At 60.2% G+C, this 25,629-nt stretch carries 28 protein-coding genes; 15 read left to right on the top strand and 13 right to left on the bottom strand.

Annotation, left to right across the window (positions count from 1 at the left end; all coding sequences use genetic code 11):
• Positions 1–2: 2 nt before the first annotated feature.
• Positions 3–482 carry a hypothetical protein gene (locus tag ACR0E6_RS05820; RefSeq protein WP_170451334.1) on the top strand — a complete coding sequence of 160 codons (480 nt, stop codon included), beginning with the start codon at positions 3–5 and terminating at the stop codon, positions 480–482.
• A 3-nt stretch (positions 483–485) separates the two neighbouring features.
• On the opposite strand, the gene ACR0E6_RS05815 is transcribed toward ACR0E6_RS05820, so the two are convergent.
• Positions 486–1,094, bottom strand: coding sequence for a TetR family transcriptional regulator C-terminal domain-containing protein (locus ACR0E6_RS05815; protein WP_480581556.1), 609 nt, complete (start codon positions 1,092–1,094; stop codon positions 486–488).
• Between the two features lie 171 nt (positions 1,095–1,265).
• On the opposite strand from ACR0E6_RS05815, the gene ACR0E6_RS05810 reads away from it, so the two are divergent.
• From ACR0E6_RS05810 to ACR0E6_RS05765, 10 genes are all read left to right on the top strand, one after another.
• Positions 1,266–2,516 carry a Zn-dependent hydrolase gene (locus tag ACR0E6_RS05810; RefSeq protein ID WP_480581554.1) on the top strand — a complete coding sequence of 417 codons (1,251 nt, stop codon included), beginning with the start codon at positions 1,266–1,268 and terminating at the stop codon, positions 2,514–2,516.
• Between the two features lie 91 nt (positions 2,517–2,607).
• On the top strand, positions 2,608–4,062 hold the full coding sequence (hydA, locus tag ACR0E6_RS05805) for a dihydropyrimidinase (RefSeq protein ID WP_170451328.1): 1,455 nt from the start codon (positions 2,608–2,610) through the stop codon (positions 4,060–4,062).
• Between the two features lie 53 nt (positions 4,063–4,115).
• On the top strand, positions 4,116–4,913 hold the full coding sequence (locus ACR0E6_RS05800; RefSeq protein WP_480581552.1) for an ABC transporter ATP-binding protein: 798 nt from the start codon (positions 4,116–4,118) through the stop codon (positions 4,911–4,913).
• Entirely contained in the window at positions 4,903–5,340 is a 438-nt protein-coding gene (locus tag ACR0E6_RS05795) for a GNAT family N-acetyltransferase (RefSeq protein WP_480581550.1), read from the top strand. The genes ACR0E6_RS05800 and ACR0E6_RS05795 overlap by 11 nt, the downstream gene beginning before the upstream one ends.
• Positions 5,337–6,269 carry an ABC transporter permease gene (locus tag ACR0E6_RS05790; RefSeq protein ID WP_480581548.1) on the top strand — a complete coding sequence of 311 codons (933 nt, stop codon included), beginning with the start codon at positions 5,337–5,339 and terminating at the stop codon, positions 6,267–6,269. Before ACR0E6_RS05795 ends, ACR0E6_RS05790 begins: the two co-directional genes overlap by 4 nt.
• Positions 6,266–7,111 carry an ABC transporter permease gene (locus ACR0E6_RS05785; RefSeq protein ID WP_480581546.1) on the top strand — a complete coding sequence of 282 codons (846 nt, stop codon included), beginning with the start codon at positions 6,266–6,268 and terminating at the stop codon, positions 7,109–7,111. The genes ACR0E6_RS05790 and ACR0E6_RS05785 overlap by 4 nt, the downstream gene beginning before the upstream one ends.
• Before the next feature lie 62 nt (positions 7,112–7,173).
• On the top strand, positions 7,174–8,163 hold the full coding sequence (locus ACR0E6_RS05780; RefSeq protein ID WP_170518045.1) for an ABC transporter substrate-binding protein: 990 nt from the start codon (positions 7,174–7,176) through the stop codon (positions 8,161–8,163).
• Between the two features lie 158 nt (positions 8,164–8,321).
• The gene (locus ACR0E6_RS05775) at positions 8,322–9,035 is read left to right on the top strand and encodes an ABC transporter permease (protein WP_170451322.1); all 714 of its coding nucleotides are present in this window, start codon (positions 8,322–8,324) and stop codon (positions 9,033–9,035) included.
• The gene (locus tag ACR0E6_RS05770; protein ID WP_170451321.1) at positions 9,028–9,762 is read left to right on the top strand and encodes an ATP-binding cassette domain-containing protein; all 735 of its coding nucleotides are present in this window, start codon (positions 9,028–9,030) and stop codon (positions 9,760–9,762) included. The genes ACR0E6_RS05775 and ACR0E6_RS05770 overlap by 8 nt, the downstream gene beginning before the upstream one ends.
• Positions 9,763–9,782: 20 nt before the next feature.
• Entirely contained in the window at positions 9,783–10,598 is an 816-nt protein-coding gene (locus tag ACR0E6_RS05765; protein WP_170451320.1) for a substrate-binding domain-containing protein, read from the top strand.
• A gap of 52 nt (positions 10,599–10,650) precedes the next feature.
• Here ACR0E6_RS05765 and ACR0E6_RS05760 read toward each other — a convergent pair whose 3' ends face one another.
• The 10 genes from ACR0E6_RS05760 to ACR0E6_RS05715 form a co-directional block, all read right to left on the bottom strand.
• Positions 10,651–11,523, bottom strand: a complete 873-nt coding sequence (locus ACR0E6_RS05760) for a helix-turn-helix transcriptional regulator (protein ID WP_170451319.1) — start codon at positions 11,521–11,523, stop codon at positions 10,651–10,653.
• On the bottom strand, positions 11,524–11,649 hold the full coding sequence (locus ACR0E6_RS05755) for a hypothetical protein (protein ID WP_480581542.1): 126 nt from the start codon (positions 11,647–11,649) through the stop codon (positions 11,524–11,526).
• Positions 11,650–11,663: 14 nt separating this feature from the next.
• On the bottom strand, positions 11,664–12,926 hold the full coding sequence (locus ACR0E6_RS05750) for a c-type cytochrome (RefSeq protein ID WP_480581540.1): 1,263 nt from the start codon (positions 12,924–12,926) through the stop codon (positions 11,664–11,666).
• Complete coding sequence (locus ACR0E6_RS05745) at positions 12,927–14,135, bottom strand: formate dehydrogenase subunit gamma (RefSeq protein ID WP_170734574.1); 1,209 nt, start codon at positions 14,133–14,135, stop codon at positions 12,927–12,929. It abuts the gene before it with no gap.
• A 70-nt stretch (positions 14,136–14,205) separates the two neighbouring features.
• Positions 14,206–14,802, bottom strand: a complete 597-nt coding sequence (fdh3B, locus tag ACR0E6_RS05740) for a formate dehydrogenase FDH3 subunit beta (RefSeq protein WP_039530246.1) — start codon at positions 14,800–14,802, stop codon at positions 14,206–14,208.
• 17 nt (positions 14,803–14,819) lie between these two features.
• The gene (locus ACR0E6_RS05735) at positions 14,820–17,714 is read right to left on the bottom strand and encodes a formate dehydrogenase subunit alpha (protein WP_480581537.1); all 2,895 of its coding nucleotides are present in this window, start codon (positions 17,712–17,714) and stop codon (positions 14,820–14,822) included.
• A gap of 132 nt (positions 17,715–17,846) precedes the next feature.
• The gene (locus ACR0E6_RS05730) at positions 17,847–18,035 is read right to left on the bottom strand and encodes a twin-arginine translocation signal domain-containing protein (protein ID WP_170451315.1); all 189 of its coding nucleotides are present in this window, start codon (positions 18,033–18,035) and stop codon (positions 17,847–17,849) included.
• 61 nt (positions 18,036–18,096) lie between these two features.
• The gene (locus ACR0E6_RS05725) at positions 18,097–18,708 is read right to left on the bottom strand and encodes a TorD/DmsD family molecular chaperone (RefSeq protein WP_480581535.1); all 612 of its coding nucleotides are present in this window, start codon (positions 18,706–18,708) and stop codon (positions 18,097–18,099) included.
• Between the two features lie 3 nt (positions 18,709–18,711).
• Positions 18,712–19,281: a DUF3306 domain-containing protein gene (locus tag ACR0E6_RS05720; protein ID WP_170734577.1), complete on the bottom strand. Its 570-nt coding sequence runs from the start codon at positions 19,279–19,281 to the stop codon at positions 18,712–18,714.
• Positions 19,278–19,832, bottom strand: a complete 555-nt coding sequence (locus ACR0E6_RS05715; RefSeq protein WP_170630211.1) for a DUF3305 domain-containing protein — start codon at positions 19,830–19,832, stop codon at positions 19,278–19,280. Before ACR0E6_RS05715 ends, ACR0E6_RS05720 begins: the two co-directional genes overlap by 4 nt.
• 263 nt (positions 19,833–20,095) lie before the next feature.
• Between ACR0E6_RS05715 and ACR0E6_RS05710 the strand changes: the two genes are divergently transcribed.
• Positions 20,096–22,051: a 4Fe-4S binding protein gene (locus tag ACR0E6_RS05710; RefSeq protein WP_480581532.1), complete on the top strand. Its 1,956-nt coding sequence runs from the start codon at positions 20,096–20,098 to the stop codon at positions 22,049–22,051.
• On the opposite strand, the gene ACR0E6_RS05705 is transcribed toward ACR0E6_RS05710, so the two are convergent.
• Complete coding sequence (locus tag ACR0E6_RS05705) at positions 22,045–22,773, bottom strand: c-type cytochrome (protein ID WP_480581530.1); 729 nt, start codon at positions 22,771–22,773, stop codon at positions 22,045–22,047. The two genes, ACR0E6_RS05710 and ACR0E6_RS05705, sit on opposite strands and share 7 nt — an antisense overlap.
• Positions 22,774–22,878: 105 nt before the next feature.
• On the opposite strand from ACR0E6_RS05705, the gene ACR0E6_RS05700 reads away from it, so the two are divergent.
• Genes ACR0E6_RS05700 through ACR0E6_RS05690 form a run of 3 tightly spaced genes read left to right on the top strand, consistent with a single transcriptional unit; the run spans position 22,879 to position 25,111 of the window.
• A complete protein-coding gene (locus ACR0E6_RS05700) occupies positions 22,879–23,940 on the top strand; it encodes an Mrp/NBP35 family ATP-binding protein (RefSeq protein WP_480581528.1) in 1,062 nt (353 codons plus the stop codon).
• Positions 23,937–24,632: a biotin/lipoate--protein ligase family protein gene (locus ACR0E6_RS05695; RefSeq protein WP_480581526.1), complete on the top strand. Its 696-nt coding sequence runs from the start codon at positions 23,937–23,939 to the stop codon at positions 24,630–24,632. The genes ACR0E6_RS05700 and ACR0E6_RS05695 overlap by 4 nt, the downstream gene beginning before the upstream one ends.
• Positions 24,632–25,111: a DUF6505 family protein gene (locus tag ACR0E6_RS05690; protein ID WP_170621668.1), complete on the top strand. Its 480-nt coding sequence runs from the start codon at positions 24,632–24,634 to the stop codon at positions 25,109–25,111. The genes ACR0E6_RS05695 and ACR0E6_RS05690 overlap by 1 nt, the downstream gene beginning before the upstream one ends.
• Here the strand turns inward: ACR0E6_RS05690 and ACR0E6_RS05685 are convergent.
• A complete protein-coding gene (locus tag ACR0E6_RS05685) occupies positions 25,108–25,608 on the bottom strand; it encodes a flavin reductase family protein (protein ID WP_170621669.1) in 501 nt (166 codons plus the stop codon). The genes ACR0E6_RS05690 and ACR0E6_RS05685 overlap by 4 nt on opposite strands.
• Positions 25,609–25,629 lie beyond the last annotated feature (21 nt).

Below are 25,629 nucleotides of genomic sequence, written 5' to 3'. Positions count from 1 at the left end.
TCATGCCAGCGGCACCACCGGGCCGGAACAAGGGTGGCAACCGGGTCACAAAGCTTGACCGGGACACATCCAAAAAGAACGTCGCCCTGTCCAAAGCCAAACAGCGAGACGCGCTGGCGGCAAAGAATTTCGTGCTGCACCAGAAGCAGGTCAAAAAGGACCTGGATCAGATGATCAAGCTGCGCCGCTCGATCGAAGAAATGCTGAAAAAGCTGAAAGAGGATCGTCAGCTGGATCAGCGTTTTCTGGGGCAGGTCAAGAAAAAGGTCAAAGCATTACAGGACTTTGACAAATTCATCAAAGCGTCCGAGCGTGAGCATTCCATCGGCGTCCAGCAGCCCAAGATGTATACCGCCATCGTACGGGATGCCGGGAAAGTGCCCAAGATCAACACGGTTAACACAATGGGCGATCTGACCATATTGCTGGCCATGGCCATCGTGATTTTGAAACGAATACTGGCTCTGAAACCCGCGAAATAAACCTTAGGGTGTCAGCAGTTTGCGATAGAGCATCTCGACAAAGGGTTCGGCCCCTTCGAACGGGTCTTCCTCGCCCAGAATGGCGCGGACCTGCACGTCAAAGTCGGCGTAGTGCTGGGTCAGGGCCCAGATCGAAAAGAACAGATGATAGGGGTGCACGCGGGCAATTTTTCCGTCATCCATCCACCTGGTCAGGATCTCGGATTTCGAGTCGACCAAGGCCTTGAGGTCGGTGGACAGGGCATCATGTATGCGCGGCGCGCCTTGTACGAGTTCATTGGCAAACAGGCGGCTTTCGCGCGGCAACTCTCGGCTCATCTGCAGTTTGCGCTGAACATAGGACAGGATTTCCTGCATCGGATCGCCGTTTTCGTCCAGATCGTGCAAAGGGGCCAGCCAAACGTCCAGCAAACCGGACAAAAGCGCGGTGTGGATCGCCTCTTTCGAGGGGAAATAATACAGCAGGTTGGGCTTGCTCAGACCGGCCTCGGCCGCGATCTGATCGACGGTCGCTCCGCGAAACCCATGCGCCGAGAACACGTTCAAAGCGGCTTCGAGAATCGCGGCGCGGTTCTTTTTCTGAATTCGGGTTGGTGCGCGGTCTTTGGGCATGGTTCCTGCGTGTCTCTTTTTACGCCAAGTGAGTGTGAATTATGCGGAAAAATTCCGCTGTGTTTCGCAATTTCTTGACTGATGTTGAACCCGTGATAGCGTGAGTTTGACCAGATGGTCAAATCAAGACACCAAAAGCGAGCCAAATCGCAAGCGACAGGGAAAAAGACAATGGCAGCTCCGGCGCAGAATCTCAGGATCAATGGCGACAGGTTGTGGGACAGCCTGATGGAAATGGCCAAGATTGGGCCCGGCGTCGCGGGCGGCAACAATCGTCAGACATTGACCGATGAAGACGCCGAAGGCCGCGCCCTGTTCCAGACATGGTGCGAGGATGCGGGCTGTTCCATGGGGCTGGACCAGATGGGTAACATGTTTGCCCGGCGCGAGGGGACGGACCCGGATGCGCTGCCGGTCTATGTGGGATCTCATCTTGATACGCAGCCGACGGGTGGCAAATATGACGGCGTTCTGGGCGTGCTTGGGGGATTGGAGATCATTCGGACCCTGAATGATCTGGGGATCAAGACCAAACATCCCATCGTGGCGACGAACTGGACCAATGAAGAAGGCACGCGATACGCGCCTGCCATGCTGTCCTCGGGCGTGTTTGCCGGGATGCACACGCAGGATTGGGCCTACGGTCGCGAAGATGCGGAAGGCAAGAAATTCGGGGATGAATTACAACGGATCGGCTGGCGCGGCGATGAAGAGGTCGGCGCGCGCAAGATGCATGCGTTCTTTGAGTTGCACATTGAACAGGGGCCGATTTTGGAGGCCGAAGGTAAGGATATCGGGGTCGTCACCCATGGTCAGGGGCTGAGTTGGACTCAGATAACCGTGACCGGCAAGGATGCGCATACCGGATCGACGCCGATGCCGATGCGCAAGAATGCAGGTCTGGCGATGGCGCGGATACTGGAGAAGGTGGATGAGATCGCCTGGTCTCATGCGCCCCACGCCGTGGGGGCAGCGGGGCATATCGACGTTTACCCGAACTCGCGCAATGTGATCCCGGGAAAGGCGGTGTTCACGGTCGATTTCCGCTCGCCCGAGTTGGATGTGATCACCGATATGGAGAACCGTCTGCGCGTCGCGGCCGAGGACATTGTCAATGAGATGGGCCTTGAGATCGAGTTCGAGAAGGTCGGCGGTTTTGATCCGGTCAAATTCGATGATGGATGTGTTGCAGCCGTTCGCGATGCGGCGGAACGGTTGGGTTATTCGCACACGGACATCATCTCGGGCGCCGGGCATGATGCCTGCTGGATCAACCGGGTGGCACCGACAGCGATGGTGATGTGCCCGTGTGTGGATGGGCTGAGCCATAACGAGGCCGAAGAGATCAGCAAGGACTGGGCCGCTGCCGGGGCGGATGTTCTGTTTCATGCGGTCGTCGAGACGGCGGAGATCGTGGAATAGGGGGCGCTGCCCCCGTCGCCCAAGGGCGACTCCCCCGAGGTATTTTTGAACAGAAGAAGCAAGTGGCGCAGACCACATCAGGGAGTTTAACATGAGCACAGTCATCAAGAACGGAACCGTTGTTACGGCAGATTTGTCTTACAAGGCGGATGTGCTGGTCGAAGGCGGCGTGATCATTGAGATCGGGATGGGCCTGAAAGGCGATACCGAGCTGGACGCGACCGGATGTTACGTCATGCCGGGCGGCATCGATCCGCATACGCATCTGGAGATGCCGTTTATGGGGACCTATTCCAGCGACGATTTCGAAAGCGGCACGCGGGCGGCTTTGGCGGGTGGGACGACCATGGTGGTCGATTTTGCGCTGCCAAACCCGGGCGAGAGCCTGCTGGATGCGTTGAAGCGCTGGGACAACAAGTCGACGCGTGCGAATTGTGATTACTCGTTTCACATGGCGGTGACTTGGTGGGGCGAGCAGGTGTTCAATGACCTCAAGACGGTGATCGAGACGCGCGGGATCAACACGTTCAAGCATTTCATGGCCTATAAAGGCGCGCTGATGGTGAACGATGATGAGTTGTTCGCCTCGTTCAAGCGTCTGGCCGAGCTGGGCGGCACCGCGATGGTCCATGCCGAGAATGGCGATGTGGTGGCGGAACTGAGCGCCAAACTGCTGGCCGAGGGCAATACCGGCCCCGAGGCGCATGCCTATTCCCGCCCGCCGCAGGTGGAAGGCGAGGCGACCAACCGGGCGATCATGATCGCGGATATGGCGGGCGTGCCGCTTTATGTCGTGCATACCTCGTGCGAAGAGGCGCATGAGGCCATTCGCCGGGCCAAGATGCAGGGCAAGCGGGTGTGGGGAGAACCTCTGATCCAGCACCTGACCCTGGATGAAAGCGAATATTTCAATCAGGACTGGGATCACGCGGCGCGGCGGGTCATGAGCCCTCCGTTCCGGAACAAGCAGCATCAGGATAGCCTGTGGAACGGGTTGCAATCCGGCACGCTGAGCGTTGTGGCCACGGACCATTGTGCCTTTACCACGGAACAGAAACGTTATGGCGTGGGGGATTTCACCAAGATCCCGAACGGGACCGGAGGGCTTGAAGACCGGATGCCGATGCTGTGGACGCATGGGGTGAATACCGGGCGTCTGACCATGAACGAGTTCGTGGCGGTAACTTCAACAAATATCGCCAAGATATTGAATTGCTATCCGAAAAAGGGCGCTGTTCTGGTTGGCGCGGATGCCGATTTGGTGGTTTGGGATCCTGAGAAATCAAAGACCATCAGCGCGGGCACTCAGCAATCGGCCATCGACTACAACGTCTTCGAAGGCAAAGAGGTCAAGGGCCTGCCACGCTTTACCCTGACACGTGGTCAGGTCGCTGTGCATGATGGAGAGATCCGCACGCAGGAAGGCCATGGTGACTTTGTAGCGCGTGAGGCGAATACGACCGTGAACAAGGCGTTGAGCACATGGAAAGAGCTGACCGCGCCCCGACCGGTCGAGCGGACGGGTATTCCGGCAACGGGCGTATGACGCAGATGAGCCGTCTTGCGGCGGCTCAAATCCACTCTTTTCAAGGCAATGGAATGAATACTGAAAGTAAGACCCCGTCCGTGATCGAAGCCAGGCAACTTGACCTGACCTTCCAGACGAATGACGGCCCGGTTCATGCCCTCAAGGATGTGAACCTGACAATCGACAAGGGCGATTTTGTTAGCTTCATCGGCCCCTCGGGCTGCGGTAAAACCACGTTCCTGCGCTGCGTTGCGGCGTTGGAGACCCCGACCGGAGGAACGCTGACCGTGAATGGCATGACCCCGGATGAGGCGCGGCGCAAGCGGGCTTATGGGTATGTGTTTCAGGCGGCGGGCCTGTATCCGTGGCGGACCATTGCCAAGAACATCAAACTGCCGCTTGAGATTATGGGTTATTCCTCGGCGGAACAGGATGAGCGCGTTAGGAACGTACTGGAACTTGTTGATCTTGAAGGGTTTGGTGGGAAATTTCCATGGCAGTTGTCCGGCGGCATGCAGCAACGGGCCAGCATCGCGCGAGCCTTGGCCTTTGATGCCGATATCCTGCTGATGGATGAACCGTTCGGGGCGTTGGACGAGATCGTGCGTGACCACCTGAACGAGCAGCTTTTGGCACTTTGGGCACGGACCGAGAAGACGATTGGCTTCGTGACCCACTCGATCCCCGAGGCGGTGTATCTGAGCACCAAGATCGTGGTCATGAGCCCGCGTCCCGGGCGGATTACGGATGTGATCGACAGCCCCTTACCCAAGGAACGGCCGTTGGACATTCGTGATACGGCGGAGTTTATCGAGGTTGCGCATCGGGTGCGCGACGGGCTGCGGGCGGGGCATTCCTATGATGACTGACGCCGTCCAGATCAGACGCGCAAGGCCCGAGGATGTGGCGGCATGCGCCCGGGTGGTTCATGACTGGGCCAGCCAAACCGACTGGATGCCGGACGAACTGCCCGTAGGTCAAATCGCCGACATGATCCGCAAGGCGTTTGATGCGCGCGAAATCTGGGTCACCGGAGACCCGATTGATTGCTATATGTCGGTCGATCCAAAGGAAAACAAAATCGGTGGACTCTATTGCAGCCGAACCGGACAGGGGATCGGCAAGAGATTTGTCGATCAGGCCAAAGAGGGGCGGGACTTTCTTTGGTTGACCACCCATGCCCCCAACACGGCGGCGCAGCGATTTTACCGGCGCGAAGGGTTTGAGGTGACGGCCGAGGAACCGCCGGTGCCTCCGGACACCGTTCCTGTCCTCCGGATGGAGTGGTGGGCATGAAACAGTTCTTTGCAGTCATCACCGTTCTGCTGGCCATTGTTGTGCTGTGGTATCTGGCGGTTGCACCGATGAATATCCGTGTCTCGCTGGATCAGGCCGAACGCGCAGGCGAAACCGTCACGCCCGAGGCGTCACGGGACCGTCAGCAGGTCTCAGTCTGGGTTCTGATGACGCAGAATTCAGCACATATCGTTCGCGGCTACGAACTCGACCGTCCGCGCTTGCCGACCCCGGTTCAGGTGGGGCAGGAGCTGTGGAAAACCACTGGTGAGATGGCAATGCGCGGGCGGGCCATGTCAAAGCGGTCGTTGATCTATCACGGTTGGATCACGCTGCAATCCACCCTTTGGGGTTTCTTGTTGGGCACTGCCGTGGGCATTCTGGGGGCCGTCGCCATTGTCTATTCCCGCGTTGTCGACATGAGCCTGATGCCATGGGCCATCATCAGCCAAACGGTGCCGATTGTGGCGCTGGCCCCGATGATCATTGTCCTGAGTTCGCAATTGGGAATCGAGGGGCGTGGGGTGCCCAAGGCCATTATCTCGGCCTACTTGTGTTACTTCCCGGTTCTGGTCGGGATGGTCAAAGGGCTGCGGTCGCCTGCCGTTTCGCAACTGGATTTGCTCAGAACCTACAATGCAAACGGACTGCAGGCGTTTCTGAAGCTGCGCCTGCCGTCCTCGGTGCCGTATCTGTTTACCTCGCTGAAGGTGGGGATCGCGGCGGCCTTGGTGGGGACGATTGTGGGCGAGTTGCCGACGGGTGCAATCTCGGGCCTGGGTGCGCGGATATTGATCGGGGATCAGTTCGGCACGCCGCTGGCCATCTGGGCGGCGCTGTTTGCGGCGGCGATTTTGGCAGGCATCCTGGTGACGTTGCTGGACGTGCTGCAACGGGTGACCCTGAAACGCATGGGGATGGGCGCATGAATTGGCTGATCTTTTCCCTGATCTTCTGGGCCGGTGCCTGGTTGCTGAATGCCTGGCTGGCGCGGTCGATCTATCGCGACTCGAAAGGTATACGGGTCTTTGTGCCGGTGCTGTTTGGTGTCACGCTGCTAATCCTGTGGGAGGGACTGGTGCGGGGGCTGAACGTCTCACCCGTGATCCTGCCGCCGCCGTCTATGGTGGCGCAGACCTTTGCGAATTCGACGGATATTCTGTGGCAGGATTTTACCCAGACTGTCTTTAAAGGGGCGTTCACCGGCTTTGCCATCGGCAGCAGCGCTGCTTTCGTGACTGCAATCCTGATCGACCGGTCGGTGTTCCTGACACGTGGGCTGCTGCCCATCGGGAACTTTGTCGCGGCCCTGCCCATCGTGGGGATTGCGCCCATTCTGGTCAGTTGGTTCGGGTTTGACTGGCAATCCAAGGCGGCTGTTGTCGTCGTGATGGTGTTTTTCCCGATCCTCGTGAACACGGTGCAGGGCCTGCGCGAAGCGGACGCCATGCAGCGCGATCTGATGCGCACCTATGCGGCCAGTTATATGCAAACGCTGATCAAGCTGCGCCTGCCTGCGGCGATGCCGTTTGTTTTCAACGGCCTCAAGATCGCCACGACGCTGGCGCTGATCGGGGCTATCGTGGCCGAATATTTCGGATCGCCCACGCGCGGCATGGGCTTTCGGATTTCGACCGGGGTGGGCAGCCTGTCCATCGATCTGGTCTGGGCCGAGATTGCTGTGGCGGCCATGGCGGGGACGGTGTTCTATACATTGGTGGCGGGGCTCGAAAAGGTGGTAACCTTCTGGCACCCCTCACAACGCGGATAACAAAAAGAAGACTTAACAGACCCCGAAAACGGGGCACAACACGCAACTAGGAGAAGATGAAGATGAAAAAGCTACTCAGCGGGGCGGTTGCCGCCTTTAGCCTGGCCGCCAGTTCAGCACTGGCCGCAGATGAGGTGACCTTGCAGCTTAAGTGGGTCACGCAGGCTCAGTTCGCTGGCTACTATGTGGCGAAGGACAAGGGGTTTTATGAGGAAGAAGATCTGGACGTGACCATCCTGCCGGGTGGTCCGGATATTGCACCGACGCAGGTGATCGCCGGTGGCGGGGCCGATGTGACCGTCGAATGGATGCCTGCCGCATTGGCTGCCCGCGAAAAGGGCCTGCCTTTGGTCAATATCGCGCAGCCATTCAAAAGTTCGGGCATGATGCTGACTTGCTGGAAGGATGCCGGGATTGCGGCGCCGGAGGACCTGAAAAACCGCACCCTGGGTGTTTGGTTCTTTGGCAACGAATTCCCGTTCATGAGCTGGATGAGCCAGCTTGGCATCGATACCGGCGGCAAAAGCGAGAGCGGGGTTGAGGTTCTGAAACAGGGTTTCAACGTCGATCCGCTGTTGCAGCGTCAGGCCGATTGCATCAGCACCATGACCTACAATGAATACTGGCAGGTCATCGATGCAGGCGTCAGCCCGGATGAGCTGGTGACCTTCAAGTACGAAGATCAGGGCGTCGCGACGCTGGAAGACGGTCTTTATGTGCTCGAAGAGAACCTGAGCGATGAGGCTTTTGTTGAAAAGATGCAGCGCTTCGTCCGCGCCTCGATGAAAGGCTGGAAATATGCCGAGGAGAACCCGGAAGAGGCCGCTCTGATCGTTCTGGACAATGACGCGACCGGTGCGCAGACCGAAGAGCATCAAAAGCGCATGATGGGTGAGATCGCCAAGTTGACCGCAGGCTCGAACGGCGCGCTGGACCCGGCGGATTTCGAGCGGACCGTTGGCACCTTGCTGGCCGGTGGCTCTGACCCGGTTATCACCAAACAGCCCGAAGGTGCCTGGACGCATCAGATCACCGATGCGGCATTGAACTAAACCAAAAAGGCATTTCGCACGTCACGACGCGGTCCCAAACGGGGCCGCGTTTTTCATTCCGACTGTCGGAAATGTGTATGTACTTGGGGTCAAACCGAGCTAGTATTTCCTTGTAATTTATCGCATTTCATCCGATTTGCGTTGCAACTGGGAAAATAATGCAGGGATTTGCATCAGAATTCAGCGGCGCGCTGTCTTTGATCCTCAATGGGGATGCAGAGCTGTGGGCCATTGTGCTTCTGTCCCTGAAAGTTTCCCTGTTTGCGGTACTGATTTCTGCGCTGATCGGGATGCCGGTTGGGGCAGCTCTGGCTGTTGCCCGGTTCCCCGGACGGCGGGTTCTGATCGTTCTGATGAACGCGCTGATGGGCTTTCCGCCGGTGGTGGTGGGGTTGCTGGTGTATCTGATGCTGTCCCGTTCGGGGCCGCTGGGTGTGCTGGAACTGCTCTATACTCCGACCGCGATGATCATTGCTCAGGTCGTGCTGGTGACGCCCATCGTGGCCGCGCTGACCCGACAAGTGGTCGAGATGCTGGCCGAGGAGTATTCAGAACAACTCCGCTCGCTTGGGGTGTCGCGTCTGGCCTCGGTTCCGGTGCTGCTGTGGGACGCGCGGCTTGCCCTGATCACCGCGTTGCTGGCCGGGTTTGGCCGCGCGATTGCCGAGGTCGGCGCGGTGATCATCGTGGGCGGCAATATCAACCACGTGACGCGGGTGATGACCACGACGATCGCGCTGGAAACCTCGAAAGGCAATCTGGCGCTGGCGCTGGCTTTGGGTGCGATCCTGATCGGGATTGCGGTGGCCGTGAATGCGATGGTCAGCGCCGCCAGCCTGCGGGCCGAGCAGGAGGGATTGCGCCATGCGTGATCTGGTCTCGGATATGACAAATCGCCTTCATGTCCGCGACGTGCAGATCCGCCGCAACGGGAAAGCATTGCTGGATGTCGCCGGTCTGGTGCTGGACGGGCCGGGGCCGACCCTTTTGCTAGGGCCGAACGGGGCCGGCAAAAGCCTGTTGCTGCGCTGTTTGCACGGGCTGATTGCGCCGGATCAGGGGAGGGTGATGCAGGACGACACACCGCTGAACGCTGATCATCTGTCGCGGCAGGCGATGGTGTTTCAGCAGCCGGTTCTGCTGCGACGCTCGGTCTCCGCCAATCTGGATTTTGTACTGAAACGTCAGGGGCTGGCACGCGCCGCGCGCAAAGCCCGGATCGTTGAATTGCTGGCCGAGGGTGGGCTTGAGGACAAAGCCCGGCAATCCGCGCGTTCACTGTCAGGCGGTGAGGCGCAGCGGCTTGCGATCCTGCGCGCGCTGGCGGTGAACCCCGAGACTTTGTTTCTGGACGAACCCACAAGCGCGCTTGACCCAAGTGCCACGCAGATGATCGAACGTATGATCCTGCGCGCGTCGTCTCGGGGTGTGCGGATTGTGATGGTCACCCACGACATCGGGCAGGCGCGGCGGCTTGCGGCGGATATTGTCATGATGCAGGGCGGCCATGTGGTTGAACATGGTTCCGCAAAGCAGGTTCTGGATGCCCCGCAAAGCGAGGCATCCCGGCGCTACCTGGCAGGCGGTTTGGTCACTTAGCAGGAAACTTGGAGGTCGCGATGGTTCGGGCAGTTTTGCGCGCAGCACTGGTGGGTCTTGGCCTGATGGCAGGGACTGCTTTGGCAGAGGAGCCGTTCATTGTCGTGCAATCCACCACGTCTACCCAGAACTCGGGCCTGTTGGACTATATCCTGCCGGGGTTTGAGGCGGAGAGCGGGATCGATGTGCGCGTCGTGGCTGTTGGAACCGGTCAGGCCATTCGCAACGCGATCAATGGGGACGGGGATGTGCTGCTGGTGCATTCTAAGCCGGCCGAGGAGCAGTTCGTGGCCGATGGCTGGGGCGTTGAGCGATTTGACCTGATGTATAACGATTTTGTTCTGGTCGGACCGAAATCGGACCCGGCTGGCGTCAAGGGCGGGTCGGATATTCTGTCTGCATTGGCGGCGATTGAGGCGGTAGAGGCCGTTTTTGTCTCGCGCGGGGATGACAGCGGTACGCACAAGGCCGAGCTCGGCCATTGGGCGGAGGCCGGTATTGATCCGACCGAGGCGTCCGGGACGTGGTATCGCGAAACCGGCTCGGGCATGGGGGCGACGTTGAACGTGGCCAGCGGCATGGGGGCCTATGCGCTGACCGACCGGGCAACCTGGCTGTCCTTTGGCAACCGGGGCGATCTTAAAATACTGGTCGAGGGCGACCCGCGTTTGTTCAACCAATATGGCGTGATCCTTGTGAACCCCGACAAACACCCCACCGTGCGCGCCAACGCAGGGCAGAGGTTTATCGACTGGCTGCTGGGGCCGGACGGCCAGGCGGCCATCGAGTCATTCCGGCTGCAGGGGCAGCAGGTGTTCTTTCCCAACGCGCAGTGAATTGGCCTGCGGCCAATGCCTTCGGCGAGAGTATTTTTGAAAAGATGAAGCGTTACCCGCTGGCGCCATTATGGTGGATCTGTCCCAATCCGTTCAGATCGTAGCCGCCGAATTCGGAAGCCCGGGCGTGGAATTGGTCGGAGCGCAAGAAGCGCAGCAGTTTCTGCATCGGCGGGTCGAAATAGGCGCGTCGCCAGATGGCCAGATCCAGCCTTTCGGAATGAGTCGGCGCAAAGCCAAGGTTGTAGAGACTGGCCAGAGCACCCAACCCGAACCCGGCCTCGGCCTTGCCGTCATGTAAGGATATGGCCAGTTCCTCTTCGGTGCGGGCGCAGTTTGGCAAGGCGTTCAGATCATCCCGTGCCATGCCATGCGCTTCGAGCTGCGCATCAAACAGGCGCTGGCTTGCGGCGCTGTTCTGGCGCAGGATGACGCGCCGATTTCTAAGATCGGCAAACCCAGTAATGTCGGTGACGCCGGGGGCCAGCAATAACCCGCGCTGCCGCTGGGCAATTTCGACCAGAACCATGGGCGCTTCGCCCAACGCATCGCGCAGGGAGGTTGTGTTGAACCCATCTTCTTCGTGGATGTGCAAGACCGCAGCTTGCGCGCTGCGATCTGCAAGGCGGGTCAGCCCGTCGAAAGAACCGTCATAATAAGTCGCCAACCCCGATCCGCTTTCCCGCAGCGCCCAGTCCAGCAGAGGATCATGGCTGCCCGCGACGATGGCGGGCAGGGGTGGTTCGGCCACCTGTGGACCGGATCGAGAGGCGTTGAGCCATGCGATCACCTCGGCGCGGGGGAACAGCAGTTTGCCCATGGCGCGGACGCAGGGCACCTCGCCCGAGGAGGCCAGATCGTAGGCCTTTCGCTCGCCGATCCGCAGCAGGTCGGCCAGTTCTTTGGTGGTCAGGTAGTCGGACATTCAGTCAAGGCGCACGGCTGAGCCGGAAGTGGCCTCTTCGGCGCTGAAGCCCATCTGCTCCAGCGTGTAAGGGGCTGCAACGGTGATGACGACCATCGCGGCCAGGGCGGCAAAAAAGGCTTTCATGGTCTCCTCCGGGTTCAGTCCTGGTCAACCGTTGCGCGGCGCAGAAAGGCGATCAAATCGTCCCGGTCCTGTGCTTGGGTAATCCGCTGCATCGGCATCTTTGACCCTGGAATGTAGTGATCCGGCCCCTCGTCGAAAAGGGCATTTATCGTCTCATCATTCCAAATGATATCAGAGTCTTGCAAGGTTTCCGAGTAGAAATAGCCCGGCAAGGTTCCGGCCGGGCGACCGAACAGTCCATGCAGCGTCGGACCGGCGCGTCGTTGCCCATCAGGTGTCAGGCTGTGGCAGATCGAGCATTTGCGGGCGAATTGGCGTTCGCCATTGCTCATTTCGTCTGGGTTTTTCAGAAAGCTTGGCTCGACAGCGGCCATTTGGTCCTGATCGCCAAGGGCTGAAACCGGCCAGCTATACATGGCGTCGTCGATGCCGCCCGCGTGGATGTTCTGCCCGTCGGCGGAAAAGGCCAGCGCCCAGACCGGCCCGCGCAGGGTGGCGCGGAAGTCCTGCGCGATGCGCCATTCGGTCGTGTCGATGACCATGATGTAGCCTTCGCCATCACCAACCGCCAGCAGGCTGCGGTCGGGGGTGAGGGCAAGCGCAAGGATCGGGCGGCGGTCCAGGGTGAAGTCTCGTTCTTCCCGCGTGGACAGGTCCAGAATGCGCGTGACGCCGTCAACCGCGCCATAGGCGATCCAGTTATCCTGCGTGTTCAGGATCAATTCGTTGATGCCAAAGCCATGCTCGACCAACCGATCTGTTTCCTGACCGCTGGCAACATCCCAAAGCCGCAGAGCGCCATCGACCCCCGCTGAATAAAGATGCGCGCCATCCGGCGAAAAGGCCACTGCGTTCACACCGCTGCCGGTTGGTCCAAGCAAAACAGGGTCTGACCCGTCGACCGGCCAAAGCCCGATGGTGCCATCCCAACTGGCCGTGGCGACATGGGTTTTCGAGGCAGCAAGCCCGACGATCTTGCCTTTGTGTTGGCCGACAATCTCACCGCCGGGCCAGCGACGCAGGGTGAAATCGTCCCCGGCGGAATAGATCGCGGTTCCGTTGAACACGACGCTGTTGACGGCGGCTTCGTGGCCTTCAAGCCATTCGGGGGATTTGCCCGACCATAGACCCACGGAATTGTCGAAACTGGCCGTCGCAATGCGCCCGTCCGGCGCGGTGGCGATCCCCATGATCGGGCCGCCATGACCTTTGAGCGTGAAGAATTCGGACCAGGCGGGCAGGGGGACCAGCACCAGGGCCAGGATCAGCCCGCGCATCTATTCTGCGGGTGAAGCCGCTGCTTTACCGGCCTCTTTATCCTGCACCTCTTCCAGCCACAGCGAGTGGTGCTCGCGCGCCCATTGCTCTTCGACTTCACCGGTGCCCATGGCGTCGAATGCGCCCTCCATCCCGACCGAGCCGAGGTAGATGTGGGCGATGATGATGGCAATGAAGACATAAGCCACCATAACGTGCCAGACCTGCGCATACTGCATCTCTTCCTGCGGTGCCATTTGTGTCGGCAGGTTCAGGCCTAATGCTTGCGGAATACCGGTGGCGTTTGCGACCGAGAAAGTCTTGGCAAACATCGGCAATTCAAACGGGAACAGCAGTGACAGGCCCGACAGGCTGATCGAGACGCCCAGCAGGATGCAGGCCCAGAAGATGATCTTTTGCCCGGCGTTGAATTTCTTGGCGGGCGGGTGAGAGCCTTTGGTGAACAGCCCACCTCCGGCAGCCAGCCATTTCAGGTCTGTGCGGTTTGGTATGTTGTGGGCGATCCAGTTCACGGTGACGATGATGAGCCCCAGCATAAAGGCCCACGCCAGGTTGTTGTGCAGCCATTTGCAGCCCTGGGCGATGGTCGCGAAGCCTTCCTTGCCGAAGATCGGGATCAGGAAGTCGCGCCCATAAAGCGTCAGCAGGCCGGTAAGGCCAAGGATCAGGAAGGACCCGGCAAACAGCCAATGCCCGAAGCGTTCAAAACTGGTGAAGCGCAGGACAGTCCGGCCGGTTTTCTCGCCATCGATGCGGATTTTTCCGCGGATCAGAAAGAACAAGACGATGATCGCAAGCATTCCTGCGATAATATAGCCGCCGTATTCGCGTAACGGTCCGGTGCGGAATTCCCACCACCACATGCCGCCGTCCTGTATCAAAACACTGTCGGCAGGCCCACGGGATGAGACGGTGACGTCTGCCGAACCAAAGCGCAACGCACGGTAGACATCGCTGTCCGATGACACGCCGCTTGGGCCAAACTGGCCCAGCAGACCCTCGACATTGCCCTGGCCGGTGTTTTCCGAACGATAGGCGTTATCCACCAGTTCGCCGCGCTGTCGAGCCAGAATATCCTCAAGCGTCGTCGCGCCGCCGGTCGAACTGCGCTCGGTCGTGGGGGCAGGTACTTCGGTCTCGTCGGATTGCGCAAGTGCGGCCTGCGCCAGTCCAATCGTAAGCAATAATGCGAAGAATAAGCGGAACATCTGAACCTCGGTCAAAATTCCAAAGCAGGCGACCCGCGCGGGCGGGTCACCTGAGTTTGATGCAGACGGTTTATCCGTCTTTCTGGTCGTAGGCCGTGCCCCAACCCCATGCGCCCGAACCAAACCCGCGCGCGACGACGCGCTCGCGGTAGATGGCCGAGACCACGTCGCCGTCACCGGCAAGCAGGGCCTTGGTGGAACACATCTCGGCGCAGATGGGCAGTTTGCCCTCGGCGATCCGGTTGCGACCGTATTTGGCGAACTCTGCGGTCGAGTGCGTTTCCTCGGGACCACCGGCGCAGAAGGTACATTTGTCCATCTTGCCGCGCGATCCGAAGTTGCCCGCCTGCGGGTATTGTGGCGCGCCGAACGGGCACGCGTAGAAGCAATAACCACAGCCAATGCACAGGTCCTTGGAGTGCAGGACAACCCCTTCTTCGTTCTGATAGAAGCAGTCGACCGGGCACACCGCCATGCAGGGCGCATCCGAGCAATGCATACAGGCCACCGAGATCGAGCGTTCGCCCGGGTCACCGTCATTGATCGTCACCACCCTGCGGCGGTTCACGCCCCACGGCACCTCGTGTTCGTTCTTACACGCGGTGACGCAGGCATTGCACTCGATGCAGCGTTCGGCGTCGCAGAGAAATTTTGCTCTTGCTGCCATTTTTCTCTTCTCCTCCCTTACGCTGACCAGATTTTGCAGAGAGTCGCTTTGGTCTCCTGCATCTGGGTCACTGAATCGTAGCCATAGGTCTGGGCGGTGTTGGTACTTTCACCCAGCACATATGGGTCTGCACCGGCGGGGTATTTGTGCCGCTGGTCCTCGCCCTGGAAATGGCCACCAAAGTGGAACGGCATGAAGGCGACACCGGCACCGACCCTGTTGGTCAGCATCGCCATCACCTTGACCTTGCCACCCTCAGGACCTTCGACCCAGACCTGTGATCCGTCACGAATGCCAAGGTTGTTGGCATCGCGTGGATTGATCTCGACGAACATGTCCTGCTGAAGCTCGGCCAGCCACGGGTTCGACCGTGTCTCATCGCCGCCGCCTTCATATTCGACCAGACGACCTGACGTTAGGATTATTGGGTAATCCTTTGAAAAGTCGTTCTTTTGGATCGAAGTATAAAGGGTGGGCAGGCGATACGCGTGCCGGTCTTCGTAGGTCGGATAGTCCTCCACCAGATCGCGCCGGTTGGTATACAGCGGCTCGCGATGCAGTGGGATCGGATCCGGGAAGGTCCATACAACCGCGCGGGCTTTGGCGTTCCCGAAGGGTGCACAGCCATGCTCGATTGCGACCCGCTGGATGCCGCCGGACAGGTCGGTTTTCCAGTTGGTCTCTGGCCCCGCAACAGCGTCAATGGCTGCGCGTTCCTCAGCCGTCAGGTCACCGTCCCAGCCAAGGTCCATCAGCATTTGCATCGTGAATTCGGGATAACCATCCTGAATTTCCGATCCGACGCTATAGACCCCTTCGGCCAGCAGGTTGTCACCATCGCGTTCCACCCCGAAACGAGCGCGGAAAGTCAGGCCACCTTCGGCCACCGGCTTGGACATATCATAGAGGTTCGGTGTCCCCGTATGACCCATCTCGGCCGTGCCCCAGCAGGGCCATGGCAGTCCGTAATACTCGCCGTCGTTTGGCCCACCAATGGCTTGCAGCGTGGTTCTGTCGAACGTGTGCTGGTTGGCCATATGGCTTTTCAGACGCTCCGGCGACTGACCAGTATAGCCGATGGTCCAGAGGCCTGCGTTGAACTCACGCGTGATGCTTTCAACGTTGGGGGTCTCGGCATCCTCCATCTCGATATTGCGGAACAGACGGTCCGCCCAGCCGAACTTGTTGGCGAACTTGGCCATGATGACCTCGTCCGGCAGGCTTTCGAACAGCGGATCCACCACCTTGTCGCGCCACTGAAGCGATCGGTTCGAGGCCGTGACAGAACCACGGGTTTCGAACTGCGTACAGGCGGGCAGCAGGTACACGCCATCAGTGCGGTCATGCAGAACGGCCGAGACGGTGGGATACGGGTCGATCACGACCAGCATGTCCAGCTTCTCCATCGCCGTTTTCATTTCCGTCATCCGGGTCTGCGAGTTGGGCGCGTGGCCCCACAGAACCATAGCGCGGACATTGTTGTCCTGATCCATGTTGGCCGGGTCTTCCAGAACACCGTCGATCCAGCGAGAGACCGGGATGCCGCGCTCATTCATCAGCGGCTTGTCCTTGCCTTCCTTGTCCTTGATCGTGGCGAACTGACCTTTCAGCCAATCCAGATCCTCACCCCAGACGCGGCTCCAATGGCCCCATGCCCCTGCGGACAGGCCGTAATAGCCGGGCAGGGTATGGGACAGAACACCAAGGTCCGTTGCGCCCTGCACGTTGTCATGGCCGCGGAAGATGTTGGTGCCACCACCCGAGGTGCCCATGTTGCCCAGCGCAAGCTGAAGCACGCAATAGGCGCGGGTGTTGTTGTTGCCGTTGGTGTGCTGCGTCCCACCCATACACCAGATCACGGTGCCGGGGCGGTTGTTGACCATGGTCCTGGCAACGCGCTTGAGCTGCGAGCCGGGAACACCGGTCACACGCTCGGTCTCTTCCGGGTTCCAGTTGGCAACTTCGGTGCGGATCTGATCCATACCCCAGACACGGGTGCGGATGAACTCTTTGTCCTCCCAACCGTTATCGAAGATGTGCCACAGGATACCCCAGATCAGCGCAACGTCTGTGCCGGGACGGAAGCGGACATATTCATCCGCGTGGGCCGCGGTGCGCGTAAAGCGCGGGTCGCAGACGATCAGCGGGGCGTTGTTCTGCTCTTTCGCGCGCAGAACATGCAGCAGCGAGACGGGGTGCGCCTCGGCCGGGTTGCCGCCGATGATGAAGATGGCCCGTGAATTGTGGATGTCGTTATACGAATTGGTCATGGCGCCGTAGCCCCATGTATTCGCAACACCCGCAACGGTGGTCGAGTGGCAGATACGGGCCTGATGGTCCACGTTGTTCGTGCCCCAGTAGGCGGCGAACTTGCGGAACAGATAGGCCTGTTCGTTATTGTGTTTGGCCGAGCCCAGCCAGTACACGCTGTCCGGCCCGGATTCGGCGCGGATGTTCATCATGCCGTCGCCGATCTCGTCGATCGCCTGTTCCCAGCTGATGCGCTTCCACTCGCCGCCTTCCTTTTTCATCGGATACTTCAGGCGGCGTTCACCATGGGCGTGCTCGCGGACCGAGGCCCCCTTGGCGCAGTGTGCACCCAAGTTGAACGGGCTATCCCAGCCAGGTTCCTGCCCGACCCAGACACCGTTCTGAACTTCGGCAACGACCGTACAGCCGACCGAGCAGTGGGTGCATACGGACTTGATATTCTCAACGGCGGTGTTGGCCGCTGTTTGGGCGCTGGCTTGCGTCACGGTTCCACCTGTGGCGCTGATCGCGGCTAGGCCACCGATCGTCAGGCCCGAGCCACGCAGAAATGCGCGGCGATCGACGGTTTTCTCGCCGACCTGGGACAGGATACTTGTCCGCTGGGGGCGTCTCGCAACCCCGTTGGTCTTTTTCCTTAACATTGGTTTCCTCCCTTGCTGGCCATGTAAGCCATGGCTGGCTTGGTGCTGGTGATGCCGACGTCAGGGCCAATCGCAACCGTCAGTCGGATGGTGAAAGCGTCCGATCCTAGAACCGGGTGCTTTCATCGTCGCTCAAAAGCGCGTGCTTTCGAAATATGCGCGGGTGTGCGCGGTGTCCTGCATGCGGGTCTCATCCGTTGGCAGCTCGGCTGCTTCGGCCTGACCGCTCAGGCTGGCGGCGGCGACGGCAGCGGGTGCTGCGGTTCCGGCCAGTTTGAGGAAGTTCCGGCGCGTGGTGCCTTCTTCCTTGGTCTTGCTCATGGGCTCCTCCTGTCCCAGTTGCGATCTAGCGCCAAACGGGGCGCTGGCGAGTGACAGCGCATCACGCTGTCGTCATTCGGAATGCCTCGCGTTCGATCTCCATGAACACCCGACCGGCTGTGCCGACCGAGGCATAGAGAACCGACGCTTCGGCGGCTTCCAAATCCGAATAGAAATGTGCGGCCCAGGGGCCGATATGTTTGTTCCAGAACGCTTTTTGGTCTTCCAGCGTGGCGGGTGAGCCAAAGCGGCCTACGATCATGCCCGCCATCATCTCCATCATTGAGGCGATGTTGTCCTCGGGCTCGAACACATTCTGCGCCCGTGTGATCCCACGCGCGGCCATGTCGTTGCGAAGCTGCGCGAGGGGTTTTTCGTTCAGGAACCCAGTCAAGTAGAAACTTGCGTAAGGCAGCAATTCTCCACGACCCAGTCCAATGAACAGCGCGTTGAACTCACGCTCGGCGGCAGCGGGTTTGGTGACTTTTGCCACCCGCGCCATCGCCTGAATGGCCTGACCCAGGTCGGTGTCATCGCCGCTTAGGCCTGCCATCTGGTCCAAAAGCAACTGATCGGGCGGGCCAGCCAGCAGCAGACCCAGAAAATTGTAGAAATCCGCGCGCAGCCGATCTTCGGCTGAGATGTCTATGGTCTGCGCGTTATCTGCGGTCATGCGTTATCCTTCGAATTCAAATCTCATACGGCGCGGGGAAGGGGGCAGTTCGGCCTCTTCCGGCTCGTGGGCGGCGGCTACCAAAACTGGTTCGGGAGGGTCTTGATCCAAAGCCGGTTCCTGTTCGATCTCAGGTGGCTCAGCCAGGTCTTGCGGCGTTTCTTCCTCTGCCTCCGCAGCTAGTGCTTCAACATGCGCCAGCATGCCTTTGCCAACCTGATACGCTGTCTGGAGGTTCTCGATGACGCAGGCGGCGTCCGTGTAATCCTCGCCGTAATCGACCAGCCCATCCACATTGGCCAGCACCGGGTTCAGCCGCCATAACCGACGTAGCGCACGACGACGCAGCCGGTCCGGCACCGCCTTGGCCATGAAGCCCGACACATCGTCGCCCGCCTGCAAATGATCCGGGTCGGGCAGGTTGAACTCAGCCAATATCTCGGCGTCGGTCTTTTCTTCCAGTTCGGTGTGCTGTGCTGCGATAGCCTGTTCTTCTGCCGCAATCACTTCGGCCTCGGCTTCGGCCTGAACGGCAGCTTTGCGGCGGGACCAGAAATCGCGGACTTGGGTCATTGCACAACCCTCCGCGGGGCGCGGTAGACGTCCGAGTCCTGCCGGATCCGCGCGTCGCCCTTGCCGTCTTCAACCAGATCGGTCCGTTTCTTGTCGCGACGGCGTTTGACGAAAACCTCATCGCGGTGATGTTCAAGGGTAAAGTCCCGCATCCAGGCGATCAGTCCGTCTGTCATCGGGATTTTTTCGACGATCTCTTCGCCGGTATCGGCGTAATCCTGACCTTCGAAGGGCGAGGCGGTGATCAGCACCGCATCCATCGGGCGTTTCCCGTCCAAAGCATCGCGCAGAACCAGATAGATCGACGGCTGACCGTCAGACAGGTTGACCATGTAAGCCTCGGTCTCATCTGCCCACAAGGTCAGGGGCAGGGTGGCGGCGTGATATTCAACCGCCTCGCCTTCGCGCCGCAACTCCAGCCAATCGGCTGGGCCCGCTCCGGGCAGCGCCGCGACAGCGCGCCAGTTCCACTTGGCCCAGCGGGTCACACCGGGTGTTTTGCGCACAACGACGCCAACAGGCATTTCGATACGGCTTGCGGCCTTGGCCACTGGCTCCTCCCCGTAAGGCTCTCCCCTGCCTTACCTAGCGTCTACTATGGTACACATAGCGCTATCATGCCAAGTCTCAATCACGTGAAAACGGGCGTGATCACCTAGAATTTAACATGTGAAATTCCGACCGATTCAGTCGGAAAACAAGGGGATTTCCGAATTATCCAACAACTTGCCGCTGCCTGCGCGCAGGGGCTGGATTGCCAGCGGCAGGATACCATCTAATGTAGACAAGTAAGGAAGCTGTCCGGGGGAGGGACATGGCCACCAAACTCATCCTATGTGACTGCGAAGGGTCACAGCCCGTTGACGCCGACCGGATAGGCTCTGCCTGCGAAGTCGAGTGTTCCAGAACCCACACAGCCCTGTGCACCCGCGAGCTTGGCGTGGTGGCCGAGTTCATGAAAGGCGATGATCCGGTTCTGATCGCCTGCGGGCAAGAGCAGGAAGTGTTCCGCGATCTGGCCGGGGATCTTGAGGTCGACATACCCGCCTTTGTAGACCTGAGGGACCGCGCGGGTTGGTCGGATCAGGCCCGGGACGCTGCGCCCAAGATGGCCGCGTTGGCCGCCGAGGTGTTGGTGCCCTTGCCAATCACACCCAGCGTGGATGTGATCAGCGAAGGGACATGCTGCATCATTGGCCCCGCCGAGGCTGCGTTTGAATTGGCGGAACGTCTGTCCGGTACCTTGGCGGTCACGGTTTTGACGTCCGAGGACAGTGTTCCCTTCAGCCGCGCTTTTGATGTGGTGCGCGGGCAAGTGCGTTCGGTCACTGGTGCCTTGGGGGGATTCTCGCTGCAGATCGATCAGGTTCAGCAGGTCGAACCGGGTGGGCGCGGGGCCTTCACATGGTCAGATCCCCGCGATGGTGCGAAATCCGCATGCGATATCCTGATTGACCTGACCGGCGGCACGGCCTTGGTTCAGGCCCCGACCAAGCGCGAAGGGTATCTGCGCGCTGACCCGCGCGATCCGGTGGCGGTTGCCCGTCTGGCCTTTGACGCCGCGCAGTTGGTGGGGACCTTCGAAAAGCCGCTATATGTCCGGTTGGAGGAAACCCTGTGTGCTCATTCCCGCGCCGAACAGGTTGCGTGCACCAATTGCCTCGACATCTGCCCGACTGGCGCAATCACCCCGGCGGGTGAGCATGTTGCGATTGACCCGATGATCTGCGCGGGTTGCGGGGCTTGCGCCGCCCTGTGCCCCTCGACCGCGATTACCTATGAGGACCCGCCCGTGTCGGCGATCCTGTCCCGGATGCATGTTCTGGCCCGCACTTACCGCCGGGCCGGAGGTGCAGCGCCGCGCCTGCTGGTGCATGATGCCCACGGGGCCGAGATGATCCGTCTGGCCGCGCGCTTTGGCCGGGGTCTGCCCGCTAACGTGATCCCGATGGAGTTGAGCGTGATTTCAGGCTTTGGCCATGCAGAAATGCTGGCCGCCCTGGCCCATGGCTTTGCGCGGGTCGATATACTGCTTGCCCCCACAACCGAGCGGGACGCGCTGGACCAAGAGCTTGAACTGGCGAAAGCCATAGCCGGAGATGGCGCATTGGGACTAATTGATGAGGCTGACCCGGACACCGTGTCGGATCAGCTTTACGCGCAAGAGGTTCCGACACCGCTGGCCGATCCGGTTCTGCCCTTGGGCAACCGTCGGCAAATCACCCGGTTGGCTGCGCAGGCCCTGAACCCAGAAGCCGACGCGCCTTTGTCACTGCCGGAAGGTGCGCCATATGGGGCAGTTGCGGTGAACACCGACGCCTGCACCTTGTGTCTCAGCTGTGTGTCGCTTTGCCCATCGGGGGCATTGATCGACAACCCGGACAAACCGCAACTGAACTTCCAGCAGGACGCCTGCCTGCAATGCGGCCTTTGCCGGAATATCTGCCCGGAAGATGCAATTGCTTTGGTGCCGCAACTTGACCTGAGCGATGCGGCCCTGTCCCAGCAGGTGTTGAACGAAGAAGAGCCGTTTGCCTGCGTGGAATGCGGTGCGTTGTTCGGGGTGAAGTCAACGGTCGAGCGCATCATGGAGAAACTTTCAGGCACGCATCCGATGTTTGCCTCGTCCGAGCAGGCGCGAATGATCCAGATGTGTGACAATTGCCGGGTGAATGCGCAGTTCAAGATCCAGGACAATCCGTTCCAGTCCAACCCGAAACCTCGGGTGGTCACGACGGACGACTATTTCTCAAAACGGAAGGATCATTGATGCTGCAGCGGCGCGCCCAGATCCGCCGCATCGATGACCGAGACAAAGGCAAGGATGGCCTCAAGATCGTCCAGCGTCATTTCAACCGGATGAATGGGCGAGGGGCGCGACGGGTCGAACGGCGGCGTCAATCCATCGATCTGCGTAAAGGCCGGGTGCGGGTTCAGCGCAAAGAAGGCCTGAAACCGTTCGGACCAGTCGGGCAGGGTGCGCAACACCGCAAAAGACGGGGTCGAGCCCAGGCCGTTCATCCGGTTCTGAGGGCCGATCACATGGCACCTGCCGCAATGGGTCATCGACAGTTCCTCGCCCAATGCAGTGTCACCATCGGTGGTCGGGGTATCGTCGGTAGTGACAACTTCGAAACTGGCGCTGAACGGCGCACCTTGATCCGGTGCAAAACTCTCGACCGTGCGCTTGCCAATGTCCGACAGCAACCAGTCACGGAACCGGGACTGGCGCGGGTCGTCCTGAATGCTCAGATGATAGATCACCGTATCGCGGGCAAAGACCGGATCGCCGCCGGGTTCAGCCGACAGCGTCATAACACCGTCTTCTGCGGCAATAACGCGTATCCCGGTCTTGAGTGAAAAGCGCGGAAGAATATGTTGCAAAAGGCCCGTGTCTGAAACCTCGGGCGGGGCGGCAAGGCCGATGGCCTCTTGCGACCCGGAAGGGGTGGCGGTGAGCGTCAGGCTGAGGCACAACAGGACAAAGCGCATGGCCAAACCTAACGGCCAATTGGCAAATGCGTCAAATGAACGAAGAAAGACGGAGACACATGCAATGAAAAGCAACCATGCGATGCAGGGTAAGGGGATGAAGGCATGAGTGTCCGTGACGCGGTTCTTGCAAACCTGAAAAAGATCACCGACCCGGTGTCCGGTCAGGATATCGTCAGCGCCGGTGTCGTGCGCGCGCTGAATGTCGAAGGTGACACCGTGCGGTTTGTGCTCGAGATCGATCCCAAGCAGGCCGAACGCATGGAACCTGTGCGCGCCGCTGCCGAACACGCCGCGCAGATGGTGGACGGTGTCGCCAGGGTCTCGGCCATGTTGACCGCGCATTCCGACAAGGCCCCGCCGGATCTGAAGCCCAAGCCCAAACCCTCGCAAACCGGGCCGCAGGCGGTTCCGGGTGTGGATCGGATCATCGCCGTTGCCTCGGGCAAGGGTGGGGTGGGTAAGTCCACCGTCTCGGCCAACCTCGCCTGCGCCTTGGCGGCCGAGGGTCGGCGCGTGGGTCTGCTGGATGCGGATGTTTATGGCCCGTCGCAGCCCCGGATGCTGGGTGTCTCGGGCCGTCCGGCCAGCCCGGATGGCAAGACGATCCTGCCGCTGCGCAACCATGGCGTCACCATGATGTCGATGGGTCTGATGACCAACGAAGGGCAGGCGGTTGTCTGGCGCGGACCCATGCTGATGGGCGCGCTGCAACAGATGATGAGCCAGGTGCAATGGGGTGCGCTGGACGTGCTGATCGTCGATCTGCCACCCGGCACTGGCGACGTGCAACTGACGCTGAGCCAGAAGTTCCAGGTGGACGGCGCTATTGTCGTCTCGACCCCGCAGGATGTGGCCCTGATCGACGCCCGCAAAGGGATCGACATGTTCAATCAGCTCAAAACGCCCATCGTGGGCATGATCGAGAATATGTCGACCCATATCTGTACCAATTGCGGGCATGAGGAGCATATCTTTGGCCATGGCGGTGTCACCGCAGAGGCCGAGGCGCTGGGCGTCCCGCTGCTGGGTGAAATTCCGCTGCATCTGGACATCCGTCTGGCCGCTGACGGAGGCGCGCCCATCGTCGTCACCAAGCCCGACAGCCCGCAGGCCGAAGCGTTCCGCAAGATCGCCCGCGACATGATTGCCAAGGGGAACGCATGACCGAACCGGTCTTCCCTCCGCTGCTGACGGGCCATCCTGCGCAGGGCGGGGAAGACCCGTTTGAGAAGGCGCAGGCCATGGCGGCGCTGGGCTGTGATGCAGGGTCGGTGGTCTACAACATTCAGGCCGACCGCTTGCGCGTGGCCATCGTCTTCGCGCCCGAGGTGCCATTGCAGGATGCCATGGCGATGCTGCCGTTGTGCGCTGTGGGGTTCCAGAATGCGCTGGGCGCGCTGGCCCCGCCCGAAGTGGCCGTGCATCTTGGTTGGGACGGGCTGATCTGCGTGAATGGCGCGAAATGTGGACAGTTCCACGTCGCAGCCTCGACCACAGACCCGGATCAGATGCCCGACTGGCTGGTGATCGGATGGGAACTGGCGCTGCTGCAAACCAGCGATGCACCGGGGAACACTCCGGACATCACTGCGCTGTATGACGAAGGCTGCGCCGACGTATCTGCAACCCAACTGGTGGAAAGCTGGTCACGGCATATGCTGACATGGCTCAACCGCTGGCAAGAGGACGGCAACGCGCCATTGCACGGCGAATGGCTGGGTCTTCTGCGTGGCGTCGGGGAACCGCTGGCCGACCGGGGCGTCTTTCTGGGCACGGATGAGCGGTTCGGTATGCTGATCCGGGACGGCGATGACACCCACTTGCGCCCGCTGACAGAATTATTGGAGACGACCTGATGAAACTCGCCCGTGCGATCCATTTCGATGAAAGCGACATGAATGTGTTTCATTCCCCCGCACGGACCGGCGAATGGTGCATCTCGGGCGGGTTCGAATTCTCGAACTGGGGGCAGGGCGATCTGGAAGGGAAATCCCGGCAGGCCTTCGCCAATGGCTGGTTGGGGTTAGAGACCTTCGGGCGCGTGACATTTGTTGCGGTGACCCAGATCGAAGCGGCGGAAAAAGATCAGATCATCCAAAACCTGGCCGAGCATTTCGTGCAGTTCTATGGCGCGCCATCGGTCGAGGATGCGCTGGGCGTGGCGCAGGCGGAAATCGAGCATATGTCGGAACTGTGCGATGAGCACGCGCCGAACACCCTGCTGACCGTGGCGCGTGAGCTGACCGAAAGCGGCGTGCACGAGGCGTTCCGCGTGATCACGCCGCAAGAAACCCAGCTAGAGGCGCTGGCGGTTCATGGGTCGCTAGACGATTAAACGTTGTCGACAAAGCCGCCGAACTGACCGCGCTTGAAGATCAGGCCCTTGCCGGTGCGGTACATCACCTGCTCCACCTGACCGACAAGGATCAGATGATCCCCGGCCTCGTGTTTGGCATGAAGCTGGCAGTCGAACCGGGCCAGACACTCGGCCAGTTGTGGGCGACCGGCCGCATCCAGTTCCCATTTGGCATGAGAGAAATCGGTGCCGTCGCGCGCGAATTTCAGCGCGGCGTCCTGCTGTTCCTGTGCCATGACGTGGATTGCATAGTGCTGGCACCCGTTGAAGGCGTTGAAACGGTATGAATCCTTGGCAAGACACCAAAGCACCAAAGGCGGATCCAGCGAGACCGAGGCAAAAGAGTTCACGGTGATCGCCCGCGGGCCGTTTTCCGTGTGCGTTGTTACGACCGTGACACCCGTTCCGAAGCAGCCCAATGCCTCGCGAAAGGCGGTGCTTTGTTCGGGGCTGGGGGTGAATGTGTTTTCGGTCATTGCACGCTCTTGGTTCCGGCG

It is taken from the genome of Ruegeria sp. AP12 (genome assembly GCF_056540025.1).
The sequence above is the reverse complement of the archived record's forward strand: the minus strand, read 5'-3'. Positions and strand labels throughout refer to the sequence as shown.